At 72.6% G+C, this 14,950-nt stretch carries 13 protein-coding genes; 4 read left to right on the top strand and 9 right to left on the bottom strand.

From position 1 onward, the window contains the following. Positions 1-58: 58 nt before the first annotated feature. Positions 59-2,131, bottom strand: a complete 2,073-nt coding sequence (locus tag HF995_RS14100) for an Ig-like domain repeat protein (RefSeq protein ID WP_168447116.1) — start codon at positions 2,129-2,131, stop codon at positions 59-61. 187 nt (positions 2,132-2,318) lie between these two features. After that, positions 2,319-3,371, bottom strand: coding sequence for a DUF2804 domain-containing protein (locus tag HF995_RS07010; RefSeq protein ID WP_168447115.1), 1,053 nt, complete (start codon positions 3,369-3,371; stop codon positions 2,319-2,321). A 114-nt stretch (positions 3,372-3,485) separates the two neighbouring features. On the opposite strand from HF995_RS07010, the gene HF995_RS07005 reads away from it, so the two are divergent. After that, positions 3,486-3,623, top strand: a complete 138-nt coding sequence (locus HF995_RS07005; RefSeq protein ID WP_168447114.1) for a hypothetical protein — start codon at positions 3,486-3,488, stop codon at positions 3,621-3,623. Between the two features lie 67 nt (positions 3,624-3,690). Here HF995_RS07005 and HF995_RS07000 read toward each other — a convergent pair whose 3' ends face one another. Next, on the bottom strand, positions 3,691-4,554 hold the full coding sequence (locus HF995_RS07000; protein WP_168447113.1) for an SDR family oxidoreductase: 864 nt from the start codon (positions 4,552-4,554) through the stop codon (positions 3,691-3,693). A 121-nt stretch (positions 4,555-4,675) separates the two neighbouring features. On the opposite strand from HF995_RS07000, the gene HF995_RS06995 reads away from it, so the two are divergent. Continuing rightward, positions 4,676-5,668: a Gfo/Idh/MocA family protein gene (locus HF995_RS06995; RefSeq protein WP_168447112.1), complete on the top strand. Its 993-nt coding sequence runs from the start codon at positions 4,676-4,678 to the stop codon at positions 5,666-5,668. 54 nt (positions 5,669-5,722) lie between these two features. Here HF995_RS06995 and HF995_RS06990 read toward each other — a convergent pair whose 3' ends face one another. Genes HF995_RS06990 through HF995_RS06980 form a run of 3 tightly spaced genes read right to left on the bottom strand, consistent with a single transcriptional unit; the run spans position 5,723 to position 8,861 of the window. Next, the gene (locus HF995_RS06990) at positions 5,723-6,439 is read right to left on the bottom strand and encodes a glycosyltransferase family 2 protein (RefSeq protein WP_168447111.1); all 717 of its coding nucleotides are present in this window, start codon (positions 6,437-6,439) and stop codon (positions 5,723-5,725) included. Then, entirely contained in the window at positions 6,436-7,800 is a 1,365-nt protein-coding gene (locus HF995_RS06985; RefSeq protein WP_168447110.1) for a PIG-L family deacetylase, read from the bottom strand. The genes HF995_RS06990 and HF995_RS06985 overlap by 4 nt, the downstream gene beginning before the upstream one ends. Further along, complete coding sequence (locus HF995_RS06980; protein WP_168447109.1) at positions 7,797-8,861, bottom strand: acyl-CoA dehydrogenase family protein; 1,065 nt, start codon at positions 8,859-8,861, stop codon at positions 7,797-7,799. Before HF995_RS06980 ends, HF995_RS06985 begins: the two co-directional genes overlap by 4 nt. A 179-nt stretch (positions 8,862-9,040) precedes the next feature. Between HF995_RS06980 and HF995_RS13615 the strand changes: the two genes are divergently transcribed. Then, positions 9,041-9,352 carry a YtxH domain-containing protein gene (locus tag HF995_RS13615; protein ID WP_210727260.1) on the top strand — a complete coding sequence of 104 codons (312 nt, stop codon included), beginning with the start codon at positions 9,041-9,043 and terminating at the stop codon, positions 9,350-9,352. A 35-nt stretch (positions 9,353-9,387) separates the two neighbouring features. On the opposite strand, the gene HF995_RS06970 is transcribed toward HF995_RS13615, so the two are convergent. The 3 genes from HF995_RS06970 to HF995_RS06960 all read right to left on the bottom strand — a co-directional run bounded on the left by HF995_RS06970 (position 9,388) and on the right by HF995_RS06960 (position 13,961). Further along, positions 9,388-11,511 (bottom strand): acyltransferase family protein, encoded by a 2,124-nt coding sequence (locus HF995_RS06970; protein ID WP_168447108.1) that lies wholly within the window; start codon positions 11,509-11,511, stop codon positions 9,388-9,390. A gap of 123 nt (positions 11,512-11,634) precedes the next feature. Continuing rightward, entirely contained in the window at positions 11,635-13,428 is a 1,794-nt protein-coding gene (locus HF995_RS06965) for an alpha/beta fold hydrolase (protein WP_168447107.1), read from the bottom strand. Positions 13,429-13,493: 65 nt separating this feature from the next. Next, the gene (locus HF995_RS06960) at positions 13,494-13,961 is read right to left on the bottom strand and encodes a DUF4260 domain-containing protein (RefSeq protein WP_168447106.1); all 468 of its coding nucleotides are present in this window, start codon (positions 13,959-13,961) and stop codon (positions 13,494-13,496) included. Between the two features lie 124 nt (positions 13,962-14,085). On the opposite strand from HF995_RS06960, the gene HF995_RS06955 reads away from it, so the two are divergent. Further along, the gene (locus tag HF995_RS06955; protein WP_168447105.1) at positions 14,086-14,913 is read left to right on the top strand and encodes a MerR family transcriptional regulator; all 828 of its coding nucleotides are present in this window, start codon (positions 14,086-14,088) and stop codon (positions 14,911-14,913) included. Positions 14,914-14,950 lie beyond the last annotated feature (37 nt).

Raw genomic sequence — 14,950 nt, 5'->3', positions numbered from 1 at the left:
CTATCCGTGTCGTCCCATACGGGACATCCTCCGCGGGAATGAGTGCCGGGGTGGTTCCCTACCGGGCTCGCTTCGACGTCGTGACCGTCGTCTTCGCGAGGTTCTTCGACGCAGCCTTCGCCGGCGCGTAGACCACCTTGATCTTGCCCTTGGGCAGCTTCTTCGTCGTGACGACGGCGATCCAGCGCCCCTTCGACTTCTTGAGCTTGACGATCTTCGAGACGGTCTTGGAGCCCACCTTGACGGCGATCTTGCCCTGGGGCTTGGTCGAAGACGTCCCGGTCACCTGGATGGTGAGGCGAGCGCTCTTGCCAGCCTTGAGGTTCTTGGCCTTGATGATCTTGGCCTTGACCTTCGCCTTCGCGACCTTGATCGTGCGCGTGCTGCTCGATCCGGCCAGCGCGGTCGAGCCGCTGTAGACCGCCTTGAGGCCGTGCTTGCCAGCCTTGGTCGACGCGGGGAGGTACAGGGTGGCCGTCCCGTCGAGCGCGAGCGACCTGGCGCCGATCTTCTTCGAGCCGTCGTACAGCGTCACGCCGCCGAGCGGGCGGACCCCACCGGTGACCTTGATCTTGACCTTGGTCTTCTTCCCGTGCGTCGCCTTGGCGACCGAGAGGGAGGTCGTGCTCGCGCTCGCACCCGTGACCCTCACGGTCGCGGTGCCCCCACCGACCGCCTCGGCCGTGATCTTCAGCTTGCCGTCGCGGGTGGTGAGCGACTCGCCCGCCGTGATGGTCGAGTGCCAGCTGCCCCCGCGCCAGGCGCCGAGCGTCAGCACGCGCCGGCCGAACTTCTGGTCGAGCTGGTAGACGCGCACGCCCGGGCTCGCATCGATGTTCTGCCAGCCTGCGCTGCCAAGCTCGGAGTAGAAGGTGCCGGTGTCGGTGCCGGCGCCGTCGCGGTACTCGACGAAGTACATCCGCTGGGCACTGTCGTAGAAGGCCAGGCCCTTGGTGCCGGAGGCCGCAGTCACGGGGCTGAGCGTGGTCGCCCCGGTCGCGCTGCCTGTCGTGATCGCACCGGCAGGCGCCGTGTCGAAGAACCACTCGTACGCGACGTCGAGCGATGGCGTCGCGTACGTGGTCGTGTAGGCCATATCCCGGAACATCGCGATGCCCTGGACGCTGTGCACGCCGAGGTAGGACTCCTCCTTGCCGTCGCGCAGGATGTCCGAATGGCCGAGGCCGAAGTTGTGGCCCAGCTCGTGCGCGACCGTGTGGTCGTCGCCCATGGCGAGCATGACCTGTCCACCGGAGGCCAGGCCCGTGTTGATCCGAGCCATGCCGGTCCAGCCGATCAGCCCCTCGTCGAAGCAGCCGCGCGGCACGAAGACCACGAGGTGGCTCGCGTTCGCGCTCGTGAACGCCTGGGTCGGGAAGTAGGTGTCCCAGATCTGCGACCAGACCTGCTCGACCCCGTAGCTCCCGTTGCTCGCGATCGTGGTGCACACGTCCGTGGTCTTGTGCGTGACGACCTTCTTGACGGCGATGCCGTTCACCACGCCGCCGGTCTCCCGCTTCCAGTAGCCGGCACCGGCGGCGATCGACGCTCGAGCCTGAGCCTCGGTGTAGTCCCCCGCCGCCGTGGCGTCGTCGATGATCGCGACGTACGCGTCGTGCGTCTTCGCGGCAGCGGCCGCGGCGACCGCACCGCCCGCTAAGGTGCTGCCAGCCAGCTCGGTGGGCGTTTCCTCGTCCACGACCGTCGCGGTCGCGGCGACGACCGGGGTCTCGACCTCCGCAAGGGCGTCAGCGACCAGGTCTGCCGCGGCCCCGCCCGCGAGAGCAGCGTCGCTCAGGCCGTCGGCGCGCAGCTCGGCTCGCACGTCCTGAGGGACGACGACGGTCACGGCGACCTCGGCGCCCGAGGCCGCCTGTGCGAGCGACTCTGGCGCGGTGTCCGCGTCGATCGGCACGGTCGCACCTTCGTCGGTCCGCACCGACACGAGGGTCTTCTCGACCCCCGGCCCGTGTGCGACGGCGACAAGAAGCTCGCCCTCGATCGTCGCGCGCACCTCGCGAGCGAGGCTCGACGCTGACGCGTCGACCTCCGCTGCGGATGCGGTCGCGGGAAGCGTGACAGCAGCCAGCGCCATGACGCACGCGGCTGCGATCCCCCTGGTCCGAATCACAAAAAGCTCCTCGACGAGCACCGCGACGTCCTCCGACGCCGCTCCACCAGCACGACGTCCTCGCCCCGTCACCGTGCCGTCGGGCCTCCAGGCCCGCGCTCAGGCTAGCGCGACCGACCGACTCCGTGCGGGGTGAACCCGCGCCTCGACCGCCATGGCGCCGGGTGAATCCGGTGCCGCAACCCCGTCACCACCGGTGGTGGACGTCCTCTGCCCAGCCAACGACGTCGGCGACACGCACCCACGTGCCTGCTTCGTCACGCACGCGTCCTGACCACACGCCGAAGCACTGGTGCGTGCGCCCCGACACGACCTTGAGGTCCATCTCGGACTCCTTGACGTGGAACGGGGTGAGGGTCAGGTCGACCGACTCGCCCTCGACGCGCCACGGGCGCATCCAGTCCTCGACGTCGTACGTCCACACGAGCTCGTCGCTGATCTTCGTGAGGCGCCCGTCGACGAGCAGGGAGTTCTCGACGGCACCGGTCCCGTCTGTCCAGCGTCCGCCGACCTGGATACCGACGACCCGCCCGTCGGTCCGGCCGGAACCTGCGCCCCAGTTCCACGAGATCGCATAGGGCCAGCGGCCGCGGCCGTGGTCGAGCGTCCCCCAAGAGTCCCCGTCGGGAAGGTGGTGCGCCACGCCGTCGACCCAGATCCTGCCGGTGGCCGGGCGGGCGACGTCCTTGACCGTGTACTGGAAGAGGCGCTCGTCCCACGGCACGACGACGCCGAGGCACTCGTGCCCGTCGGGACGGTGCGCGACGACGTCGAACCGCACGCGCGCCGACCGACCGCACAAGCGCGTGCCGCCCTCGACCTCGTCGACCGCGAGACGGAAGGTCCTCGTCGTGGCGCGGGCCGGGCCGCGGCCCAGCGTCCCGGGCAGGGACGTGCCGCGCCCGAACGGCCGCACGGCTTCGAGGTCGATCTCCTCGCCCGTCGCACGGTCGAGCAGGAACAGGCTCGGGACGGCCGCGTACCCGATGTCGGAGATGACGAGGGCGAGGACGTGCGTCGGCGTCGTGACGGCCCAGTACTCCCAGCGCTTGTTGCGCCCCCAGCCCACGCGTCCGTGGCCGATGCTGTCCGTGTCGTGGAGCGGGGTGCGGGTCCAGCCGACCGCGTGGGGGTTGAGGCGTCCGTCGGGGCGTGTGAGGGAGACGGGCGCGGTGATCTCCCGCTCGTCCGACCGGTGCGAGGCGTGCGGGGGCTGACCAGCCTCGTTGCTGTCGCGCATGGCGGCACTCTACGCGGCGTCCGCACACCGCACGAGCCACCCTCCGGATGCGGGAGGCGCCGCCACGGCACAAGGTGGAGGCACGACATCCCCCAGGACCAGGAGGAGCGCAGCATGAGCGACGAGCACGAGACCCCGACGGCGGGGACGGACGGCGCCACGACTCCCGAGACGACGCCCGGCCCACCCGAGACGGACCTGCACAACGAGAAGGTCGACGAGACGCCCGACGAGCGTTTCGACGCCGGGTGAGCCCGGCACGAACGCACGAGGGCCGGGGCCCCGACGCAGCAGCGTCGGGGCCCCGGCCTGTTGACCGTCAGAAGACGGGCTTGCCACCCGTGACGCCGAGGACGGTCGCGGAGACGTAGCTCGAGTCCGCGTCGTTGGCGAGGAAGACGAACGCCGGGGCGCACTCGGCGGGCTGGCCTGCTCGGCCGAGCGGCGTGTCCTGGCCGAACTTCTCGACCTTCTCCTCGGACTGCGTCGCGGGCTGCAGCGGCGTCCAGATCGGGCCGGGTGCGACAGCGTTGACGCGGATGCCGCGCTCCCCCACCTCGGCCGCGAGGTTGACGGTGAAGTTGTTGATCGCGGCCTTCGTCGACGCGTAGTCGAGCAGCGTGGTCGACGGCTGGTACGCCTGGATCGACGAGACGTTGATGATGCTCGCGCCGTCGGGCAGGTGCTCGAGCGCCTCCTGCGTGACCCAGAACAGGGCGTACAGGTTGGTCTTGAGCACGCGGTCGAGGTCGTCCGTCGTGACGTCCGCGATGGAGTCGCGGCGCGCCATCTGGAAGCCCGCGTTGTTGACGAGGACGTCGAGTCCACCGAGCGCCGCGACCGCGTCGCGCACGACCTTGCGGGAGGTCTCCTCGTCGCGCAGGTCGCCGGGGAGCAATGTGACAGAACGGCCCGCCTCGCGCACCCACCGCGCGGTCTCCTCGGCATCCTCCTGCTCCTCGGCGAGGTACGACAGCGCGACGTCGGCCCCCTCGCGGGCGTAGGCGATCGCGACCGCGCGACCGATGCCGGAGTCGCCCCCGGTGATGAGGGCGCGCTTGCCCTCGAGCCGGCCGTGGCCCACATAGCTCGCCTCACCGTGGTCGGGCTGCGGCTGCATCGGTGCCGTGAGGCCGGGGGGCTCCTGCTGCTGGGCAGGGAACGAGGTCGGGTAGTCGGTCATGGCGTTCTCCTCGTCGTGCGGGGAAGGCCGGGCTTCCGCTGCGCTCCGACCCGCCTTCCACGCTCTGGCACACTCCGCCAGCCCGCAACCTGAGACGGCGGAAGGCCGTTACCGTGACGGCATGACGACACGACTGGACCATGTCCGCTGGGGGATCATCGGCGTCGGCGACGTCACGGAGCGCAAGTCGGGACCAGGTCTGCAACGCGCCGAGCGGTCGTCGCTCGTCGCCGTCATGCGGCGCGACGGCGCCAAGGCGGCGGACTTCGCGCGCCGGCACGGGGTGCCGCGCTCGTACGACGACGCGGACGCGCTGATCGGCGACCCTGAGGTGGACGCGGTGTACGTCGCGACGCCACCCGACTCCCACGCGCACTACACGCTGCGCGCCGCGGCGGCCGGCAAGCCCGTCTACGTCGAGAAGCCGATGGCGCGCACAGCGGACGAGGCGCGCACGATGATCGAGGCGTGCGACGCGGCGTCGGTCCCGCTGTTCGTCGCCTACTACCGCCGCGCGATGCCGCGGTTCGCGACGATCGTCGATCTGGTGCGCGGCGGTGCGATCGGCGACGTGCGGACGGTCACCGTGCAGAACCTCTCGCCACGCGAGATGTGGGAGCCGGGGCACGCACCGTGGCGGCTGCAGCCGGAGGTCTCGGGCGGCGGGCTCTTCGTCGACCTCGGGTCCCATGCGCTCGACTTCCTCGACCTCCTGCTCGGTCCTGTCGAGGAGGTCCACGGGATCGCGTCCAACCTCGCGGGCGCGTACGACGCCGAAGACCACGTGGTCGGCGCGTTCCGCTGGGCGAGCGGCGCCGTCGGGACGGGCACGTGGGGCTATGACGCGGACGAGCGCACCGACCGCGTCGGGCTCGTCGGGACGCGTGGCCGGCTGACGTTCTCGATGTTCGGCGAGGACCCGCTCGTCCTGCGCAGCGGCGGCACGGAGCGGCGCATCGAGGCGCCCTACCCCGAGGTGGTGCAGCAGCCGCTCATCCAGACGGTCGTGGACGAGCTCACCGGGCACGGGACGTGCCCGAGCACGGGCCGCACCGCGTTGCGCACGGCCGAGGTCGCCGATGCGCTGCTCGCCGGGTACCGCGCAGGCGCCTGAGGCTCAGGTGACGGCGCGCGGACGCGAACGACGCCTCTGCCCGGTCCGCGTCCGTCACGCGGGCGCGAGGTCCTCGCGCAGGTACCGGGCATACCCACCGGGTGCTCTGCCGACCGTGCGGCCTGACGTGAGCACGTCGACGACGTCGGACGCCACGACCACGACGCCCGGCGCGGTGCGAAGCCGCTCGGCGAGGTGCACGTCCTCGTGGAGCGGCTCGGGCGCGAATCCCCCGGCCGCGAGGTAGGCGCTCGCACGCACACCGAGGTTCGCGCCGTGCACGTGCCCGTTCGGGCGACCTGGGACGCGCGTGCGCGCCCAGGCGAGGAGCTGCCGCTCGGAGAGGTCGGCCGGGTCGGGGCGGACGGTGCCGACGACGACATCCGCTCCCCTGTCCGCGAGCGCCACCTGGTCGAGGACCCAGCCGGGCGGGACGCACGAGTCGGCGTCGGTGTGGGCGAGCCAGACGGCGTCGAGCGGCGCGTCGACGCCCGCGAGGGCTGCGGACGTGCCGAGCGCGCGGGCGACGCCCACCGAGCGGGCGTCGGTCTCGACGACGTCGAGCGGGACGGGCAGGTCGGCGGCCGCGACGACGTCCGCGGTGCGGTCGTGGCAGTCGTCAAGCACGACCGTGACGCGCACGTCGATCCCCGCGGTGGCCGCGCGGCCCGCTGCGGCGGCGAGGCCTGCGAGGCACCGGCCGACGAGCGCCTCCTCGTCGTGCGCCGGCACGACGACGCACACCGTGCGGATCGCGGGTCGGCTGGTCATACGAGCCCCTCTCGCCGCGCGACCGATCGTGAGTCACGGGCGTGGACGGTGAGCGTGAAGTCCTCTTCGACGTGCCGGACGAGCTCGGGCAGACCGAGGTGCCGGTCGACGACATCCTGCACGTCGTCCCCGCTCAGGGGGTAGTCCTGCACGGGGTGGCGCCAGTGGCACGCGAGGACCGTGCCCCCGTCGGCGAGCAGGGCGGGCAGGCTCGAGACGAGGTCGACGAGCTCCGCGTGCCCGAGGTAGTACCCGACCTCGGACAGCACGACCGTGTCGAACGGACCATCAGGCAGGGCGCCGTCGCTCGTGTCGACGAGCGCGAGGCGGTCGGCGAGACCCGCGTCCTCGAGGCGCGCACGGCAGCGCTCGAGCGCTGTCGCCGACACGTCGGTCGCGACGACCGCCGTCGCGCGCGCAGCGAGCTGCTCGGTGAGGACCCCGACCGAGCACCCGATCTCGAGGACCCGGCCGAGGTCGCGCTCAGGCAGGGCGCTGAGGGTGACAGCGCGCTTGCGCTCCTCGTACCAGCGGGTCGCGAACCCCCACGGGTCGGCCTTGCGGCCGTGCAGCTCCTCGAAGTACCCCGAGGGCATCGTGCTGTCCTCTGGCTCGGGGCGGTCGCCTGCGGCGGGCGTGCGCCTCGGCGTCTCGATGAACACCTCGACGTCACGGTCGAACGCCGTGAGGAAGCGCCCGTGCAGCACGGGCGGCCCGTCCGCGTCGAAGACCTGGCTCGCGTGCGTCCGGATGGCGCGCGCCTTGAGCACGACCTCGCGGTCACGCAGCGGATAGGCGCGCATCGCTGCGGTCGGCAGGCTCGGGCTGTCGGGTGTCGCCCAGTGCCACATCCACACGGGGTACTCCCACAGGCGCGCGCCCGTGCGCTCGGCGACCTCGGCGCACACCTCGCCGACGACGCGGTGGTCGCGGTGGCCGTCGCCGCGCCACGGCGCGACGAGGAGCGTGCGCGCGCCGTCACCGACGATGTCGTGGAGCCTGCGCGTGACGTCGCTGCGGCGGTCGGACGTGCCGCCGTCGGGCATGCCGAGGAGCGTGAGGGTCGCGCGCGGGCACAGCAGCGCGACCGCGTCGCGCACCTCCTGGGCGCGCACGTCCGCCAGGTCGCCCGGGGCCCCGGGGTGGGACGCGGCACCGTCCGTGACGACGACGACGTCGACCCGCACGGACCGTCGTGCGAGCGAGGCGAGCAGGCCGCCCGCGCCGAGGCTCTCGTCGTCGGGGTGGGGCGCGACGACGACGACGTGGGTCGCGTCGCCGGTGTGCGTCGAGGGGAGCCGTGCGACGAGAGCGTCCCACGCGCGCGGGTCGGTCCCTGGGTCGCGTGCGTCGAACGTCACCACGGCTCCCCCTGCGCGTTCTCACGCTGCGCGAGCACCTTGCGGCCTAGCGACACGAGGTCGCGCTCCGCGTGGTGCTGGCGCACGTACAGCTCGAGGTCGGCGACCCGCTTGACGTGCTCGGCGTCGAGGGCGAGCGGCGCGGGACCGAGCGCGTGCGCCGACGCACGCAGGACCCTCTCGACCGTGCGCGCGACGGTGGCGCGGACGCGCGCGGCACCGAGCTTCGTCGGGCGCCCCTCGGCGACCTCGCCGGCCACCTCCGTGAGAGCGGCGCGCGCGGCGACGAGGTGCTCGTCCACGTCCCCGAGGTGCATGAGGAGGAGCTCCGCCTCGGGACGTGCGGCGACGGACGCGACGAGGGTCCGGGCGAGGCCGACGGCGCCGCCGTACCAGCAAGCCGCGACGCCTGCGCCGCCCCACGCGAAGCCGGGGCGACGGAGGTACCAGCCGGGCCCACCGACCGGGACGGCTGGGACGTCGTGGAGGTGCAGGGACGCGCTCGGGATCTCCGTGAGCCCGCGTGCAGCCCACGGCTCGTCACCCTGACGGACACCAGGGTGGCGCAGGTCGATCGCGAACAGCGCACGCTCGCCGTCGGGCAGGTGCGCGGTGACGAGCGCAGCCGTGAGGCTGCTCGCGAGCGAGCACCACGGCTTGGTGCCGTCGAGCCGGACGGTACCGCCGACGCCGTCGGTTGCGTCGACGCGGACCCCCGGGCCCTCGGCGGCGAACACACCCCACGTCCGCGCCTCGACGGGCCCGACGACGGTCGTCAGCGCGGCGTCGTCGACCTGCGCCTGCTCGAGGATCGCGAGCGCGTCCAGGTGCGGCTCGATCGCGCGGGCGACCGCGAGGTCGCGCGCCGCGACCGTGGCGAGGACCTCCCAGAGTGCGGCCGTCCCGGGACCGCCCGGGCGCAGGCCCGACGGGAGGTCGGGGGCTGCCGCGAGCGCGTCGTCGACCGTCTGCACGCCCTCGAGCCGGGCGAGCGCGGCGTCGCGCAGCGCACCTCCCCCGAGAGCCTCCGTCAGCCGTACCGCTGCGTACTTCTGCGTCATGAGCGTCCTCCCAGGTCAGCGGTCTGGAAACGATGATCACCCCGCGGTTCGCGGCGCGCGAGCCGGGCGGGCTGTGACCCGCACCCTATGCGCAGCCGGCCGCCGCGGCCCGACGTGCAGGCGCGCGCGGGTGCCCGCAGGATGGGAAGGACAGACCACAGGCCGACGGAAGGACGACGATGGGTTCCAAGGCAGCATTTCTGCTCGGCGCGGGCGTGGGATACGTCCTCGGGACGAAGGCGGGCCGTGCCCGCTACGAGCAGATCAAGATCAAGGCCGACCACTTCATGCAGGACGAGCGCGTGCAGAGCGCGGTCGCGACCGCGAAGGACAAGCTCGGCGACGTCGCAGGTGCAGCGGGCGCGGCGGTGAAGGACAAGGTGGCCGACACGGCCGCTGAGGCGGGCGAGGCGCTCAAGGCGAAGGTCTCGTCGATCCGGCACCACGACGACGCCGCGGACGGGCAGGAACCACCGGCGGCACACATCTGAGAAGACCGGTCGCCTGGCCCAGCGCCGTGCGGGCGTCACCGCCCGAGCGCTGATCGCACCTCGGGGGCGAGCGCGGGCGCGAGCGTCCGCGCGTACGACGCGGACATGTGCCCGCCGTCGAAGTAGACGATCAGCCCACCGACCGTCGAGTAGCACGTCTCGTCGCGGCAGAACCGGTCCGTGAGGTCGAGCACCCGCACGAGCGGGCTCGGGTGCGCCTCGGCGGCGTCGGCGAGCGGGTCGACCTGCTCGCGGTCGCGTCCGCCGTCGCACGCCGCAAGATCGCTCGCGTGCGCGGCGACGCAGTCGGGCACGCTCGGCAGGCCGGTGTGCGGCGTGTCCCGGAGCACGATCGTGGGCACGCCGCCGCCGACCCACCGGTCGAGCGAGCGGCCGTAGGCCGTGCGCGCGGCAGACTCCTGCTCGCCCGCGGGCACGCCTGCGAGCGGCATCCCGAACAGGTTCGAGACCACGACGAGGTCGTACCGGCCGTCGGACGTCTCGGAGAGCACGCGCTCGTTCCAGCGTTGGCACGCCTGCGTGCGCGGGTCCCCGAAGTCGAGCGGCTCCGTCACGGTGTAGCACCGTGACGCGAGGTAGGTGTGGATCCGGAGGTTCTGCTCCTCGGCGATCACCTGCAGCGCGGGCAGCCAGTGGCCGCCGTGCGAGTTGCCGACGAGCGCGATGTCTCGGGCGTCGGGCGCCGTCGACCCGTAGGTGCAGACCTTCTGGTCGGTGAGGGTTCCGAGCACCCAGCAGTCGTCGTCGTACGGGTCGGGCATGTCGTTCATCGCGACGACCGGGGCGTGCACGATCTCGGGGCCGTGCGGGTCGCATCCCGCCGTGACGAGGGCCGCGGCGCCGAAGCACGGCCCGGGCAGTGCAGCCGCTGCGGCCAGGCTCAGCTCCGCGTCCCTGACGACGCGGCGAAGGTCGGCGCGCACGACCAGGGCGAGCGTGACGAGCACGATCATGCCGAGCGCCATGAAGACGTATGTCCGCCGCAACGGGACGCCGAGCGGGTGGCGTCCGCGCAGCGGGTCCTCGACCCCTACCTTCGTCGCTGCCGCGAGCGCGACGGTCAGCGCGCCGATCGCGACGGCGTCGAGAAGCGTCCGGTCGCGGCCCAGCGCGAGCGGGACCAGGACGATGAGCGGCCAGTGCCACAGGTAGATCGCGTACGAGACAGAACCGACGTACTGGACCGGGCCGGGGGTCAGCAGACGTTCGGGCGAGCCGCGTCCCTCGCTCGATGCCGCGATGACGGCGACCGTGCCGAGCACGGGCGCGAGCGCGACGGCCCCCGGGAACGGAGCCGATGCGTCGAGCACGAGTGCGGTGGCGACGATGGCGGCGAGACCAGCCCACGCGAGGACCGCACGAGCGACCCGCCAGCCCTCGAGCGCCCGCGCGACGACGGGTGCCGCACCTGCCAGCAGCGCCCCGGCGCCGAGCTCCCACACGCGGACGTGCGTCGCGAAGTAGGCCTGAGCAGGGTCCGTCGCGGTGACGAGCACGGATGCGGAGAACGACAGGGCGACGACGCCGGCGAGCCCGCCCGTGACCCAGAGCCGCACCTGCTCCGTGCTGCCTGTGCGGCGGGCGACCAGCCGCGCGAGCACCGCCAGGACGAGGACGAGCACGGGCCAGCCGAGGTAGAACTGCTCCTCGACGCCGAGCGACCAGAAGTGCTGGACAGGCGTGGGCGTCGAGTCGGCGGCGAGGTAGTCCACCGCACGCTTCGCGAGCGCCCAGTTCTCGAGGTAGAACGTCGACGCGATGATCTGGCGCGTCGTCTCGGCCCACTGGGACGGCGGCGCCACCCACCACGTGGCGAGCAGCGTCACAGCGAGCACGAGGAAGGACGCCGGCAAGAGGCGGCGGATGCGTCGCCCCCAGAACTCCGCGAGGTCGCGCGGCGTCCGGGGCGGGTGCTGCAGCAGGTGGGACGTGATGAGGAACCCCGAGACGACGAGGAACACGTCGACGCCGATGAACCCGCCGGTCAGGACGTCGGGCCAGAGGTGGTAGACGACGACGAGGGTGACCGCGAGCGCGCGCAGGCCTTCGATGTCCTTGCGGACGGTACGCCCTCGCCCGCTGCGCGCGAGTGCGGGCCCCACCTGCGCGGCCGTGTCGACCGTCGCGGTCCCCGTCACCCTTGCCGTCTCGGATGTCATCGATGTCCCCCCGGACCAGATGCCGCAATTCCGACAGACTAGACGGATCGCTGCTGGAGGGGACGGGCGGTTTAGCCCGGGTGAGCCGTCAAGGCATAGCCGTCAGGAGCCGCCGCACGTGTCGGTGCCGTCCTCCCCCGCAAACCTCTCGCGGGTCCAGCTCTCGAGCCGTTCGCTGAGCTGCGACCCGTCCTCCAGGACGTCGAGGTGCCCGCCTCCGGGGAGGCGCACCAGCTCGATCGGTTGCCCTGCTGTGCACAGGCGCGCAGCGAGGTCGTCGCTGAGCCGTGCGGGCACGACAGTGTCCGCGTCCCCGTGGACGACGAGGAGCGGCGCTGGCCACGGGCCTGCGGGGACGTTCTCGGCGAGGCGTGCACCGAAGGGCCCGTCGAGGGCGCCGGTGTCGACGATCGGCTGGTCCTTGCCGATCGCGAGGCCTGCGAGGATCGTCACGAGCGTGCCGCCCTGCTCCGTGCACCTGCTCGCGGCCTCACGGACGATGGTCCGGGCGGACGGCGCGACGACGTCGTCGACCTCGAGCTCAGGGTAGTAGCGGGTGTACGCGTCGACGACGAAGGACATCGCGAGGCTCGCTCCCGGGCTGCCGGGATGGGCGAGCACACCTTCGGCGAGCGCGAGCGGGTCGCTCGCGGGCGACAGTGCGGCGGTCCCGGCGACGGCGAGGTCGGGGGCGTACGTGTCGGCGAGCTGGCCCGCCCACAGCGCGGCGTGGCCGCCCTGGGAATGACCCCAGACGACCGTGCGGTCGCCCAGGCCTGCACCGGGGACCTGGCGGGCGGCCCGGGCGGCGTCGAGCACCGCGCGGCCCTGCCCCTCGCCGATGAGGTACGGGAACGGGCCATCGGTCCCCATGCCCGGGTAGTCGGTCGCGACGACCGCCCACCCGTTGCGGACGAACGCGTCCGAGGCGGGCAGCGTCGTCGTGGCGACGGCGTCACGGCCGAGCGAGGGCGCGCACGAGCGCGCGACGCCGACCGTCCCGTGCGCCCACGTGACGAGCGGCGCCCCGGTCACCCCGTTGGGCAGCGCGAGGACGGCGCTCGCGAGGACCGGGGTGCCCGACGCGTCCGTGGTGACGTAGAGCAGACGGGAAGCGGTCATCCCGGCGATGACGTCGCCGTCGTACGAGTCCCACCGCACGAGCGTGCCCGGGGTCGTGGGGAGCGTGTCGGGCGCGTCGTAGAAGGCGTCGACGACAGGTATGCCGTCACGGAACGCGTGGCTGATGAGCGCCGTCCCGGCGGCGAGGGCGAGGACGAGGCACGCGCCAACCCAGCGCGCGGCGGTCACGGGCCTGCGCGCCCGCGCGGACGGATCTGGTGCCCGGCCCCGCACGCGGGCGGCGATGCCGCCCGCCGCGAGGGAGAGCCCGACGAGGGCGGTGCGTCCGCCGAAGAGGATCGCGACGACGACGAGCGTCGCGTCCGGCCACAGCAGCGCGAGCAGACCGAAGACGACCTCCGCGACGCCGACGGCTGCCCGCCACCAGCGCTCGGTGCTGCGCTCGCGCACGAGACGTACGAGCGCGAGGACTCCGGAGAGGACGAGCGCGGCTGCGACGAGCGGCACGAGCACCGCGACAGAGCGCCCCGCCCACACGACAATGACGACTCCGAGCACGACCCAGCCTGCCGCGGTCGCCCGCGCCGTGCGACGTCCGGAGGATCCGTCGCCGCGGCGGACGGACAGCTCCGCGACGCCGGACAGCACACAGCTCAGGCCGAGGTACCACCCCAGGACGGCGAGCGCGGCGAGCGGCCGGGTGACGAGCAGCGTCCCCACGACCACGAGCGCGACTCCCCCGACGACCGCTGCCCACCACGGCGCACGTCTCTGGAGCGTGCGGCGCGTGATCGCGAGCGGAGGCAGGGTCATGTCGTCCTCCGGATGCTCGGCTGCTGCTTCACGTGCAGCCTAGCGACGGCCCGCGAGCGCTCGGGTCAGTCGTCGAGCATGTCGTCCGTGGCGCGGCTGCCGGACTGCTGCGGCTGGGCCTTCTGCGCTGCCTGGAGGCTGCCGAGGTGCGTGTGCCCGAACCCGTGGAGCTTGAGCCCGAACCCGAGCGCCCGGTCGACGGAGACGTGGAACGCCCAGCAGGCGGCGAGAACGACGAGCCAGTCGGGTCGCGCGTCCCCGGCGAGGAAGTAGCCGGCGAGTGCGGCAGCGGGGCCCGTGTAGTTGTGCACGACGTTGTAGGTGACTGCGCCGAGGCGCGGGCTGCGCGCGTATCCGACCATCGAGAGGTCGAAGAGCAGGAACGACGCGGCGAGCCACCATGCGGGCAGGTCGAGCGCGACGAGCGCGACGACGATCATGGCGGCGATCGCGCCGTTCTCGAGGCGCTGCAGGACGACGACGTCGCGCGCGCCCGTCGGCGCGCCGTCGTCCACGGTCTCCGGTGTGCTCATGCTGGGTCTCCGTCCTCGGTGGTGGTCGGTCCAGCACCAGTCTGGTGCACCAGGCGGCGGTGTCGCGTGCGCGGTGCACCGCCGGGCTTGCTTCTGCCATGGTGTCAGGGTGTGCAGTGAGGGCATGGATCACGACAGGTTGCTGCGGATCGGCACGTTCTCAACGTTGTCGAGGATCAGCGTGCGGATGCTGCGCCACTACCAGGAGCACGGGGTGATCGCCCCGGACTGGATCGACCCTCTCTCGGGTCGTCGGTTCTACCGACCGGAACAGCTCGCCACCGCTCAGCTGGCAGTTCAGCTGCGCGACGCGGGCTTCCCGGTCGCGACGATCGCTCAGCTTCTCGGGTCGACCGATCCTTCCAGGATCGACGCTGCGCTCAGCGCGCAGCGGGTCGTCCTCTCGCAGCAGCGTGAGGACCTCCGCGGCAAGCTCGCCGCCCTGGATCGTGTCAGCACCGCACTGAGAGGACAGACCATCATGAGCACGATCGACGTGACCGTCGCGCACCTTCCCGAGATGACGTTCGCCAGCCTCCGCAGGACGCTGCCCGGCTACGGCGACGAGGGCCTGCTCTGGCAGGACCTCGTGCCGCTCGCGGCACGGTCAGGCGCAGAGCTCGCGCCGGACGGGATCTCGGGCGCCACGTTCCACGACCCGGAGTACCGCGAGACGGACGTCGACGTCGAGGTCTGGATGCAGGTCACAGGGCCGTTCGCACCCGTGGCGCCGCTCTCCTGCCGCCACCAGCCCGCCCAGAAGATCGTCACGGCCACGCTCGTCGGCGACTACTCGCGGATGCCGGTCGTCACCGGCGCCATCGGTGCGTATCTCGCCGAGCACCAGCTCCGGACGGGACCGATGTTCAACATCTACCGCGTGAGCCCGTCGCAGGATCCCGACCCGAGCGCGTGGGTCACGGACGTCTGCTTCCCGATCCTGGGGAGCTAGGGCCGCTCCTGGGGACCGTCCGGGCTGACGGTCCCCA

The sequence above is a fragment of the Sanguibacter hominis ATCC BAA-789 genome (assembly GCF_012396185.1).
GTDB classification, from domain to species: domain Bacteria; phylum Actinomycetota; class Actinomycetes; order Actinomycetales; family Cellulomonadaceae; genus Flavimobilis; species Flavimobilis hominis.
Note: the sequence above shows the minus strand (reverse complement) of the source record. Positions and strands in the feature narration are given on the sequence as shown.

Excerpts from the sequence above, each read along its gene's own strand:
- HF995_RS07010 (WP_168447115.1), bottom strand. The coding sequence starts at position 3,371 with ATGCGCGACAGCAACGAGGCTGGTCAGCCCCCGCACGCCTCGCACCGG.
- HF995_RS07005 (WP_168447114.1), top strand. The coding sequence starts at position 3,486 with ATGAGCGACGAGCACGAGACCCCGACGGCGGGGACGGACGGCGCCACG.
- HF995_RS07000 (WP_168447113.1), bottom strand. The coding sequence starts at position 4,554 with ATGACCGACTACCCGACCTCGTTCCCTGCCCAGCAGCAGGAGCCCCCC.
- HF995_RS06995 (WP_168447112.1), top strand. The coding sequence starts at position 4,676 with ATGACGACACGACTGGACCATGTCCGCTGGGGGATCATCGGCGTCGGC.
- HF995_RS06990 (WP_168447111.1), bottom strand. The coding sequence starts at position 6,439 with ATGACCAGCCGACCCGCGATCCGCACGGTGTGCGTCGTCGTGCCGGCG.
- HF995_RS06980 (WP_168447109.1), bottom strand. The coding sequence starts at position 8,861 with ATGACGCAGAAGTACGCAGCGGTACGGCTGACGGAGGCTCTCGGGGGA.
- HF995_RS13615 (WP_210727260.1), top strand. The coding sequence starts at position 9,041 with ATGGGTTCCAAGGCAGCATTTCTGCTCGGCGCGGGCGTGGGATACGTC.
- HF995_RS06965 (WP_168447107.1), bottom strand. The coding sequence starts at position 13,428 with ATGACCCTGCCTCCGCTCGCGATCACGCGCCGCACGCTCCAGAGACGT.
- HF995_RS06960 (WP_168447106.1), bottom strand. The coding sequence starts at position 13,961 with ATGAGCACACCGGAGACCGTGGACGACGGCGCGCCGACGGGCGCGCGC.
- HF995_RS06955 (WP_168447105.1), top strand. The coding sequence starts at position 14,086 with ATGGATCACGACAGGTTGCTGCGGATCGGCACGTTCTCAACGTTGTCG.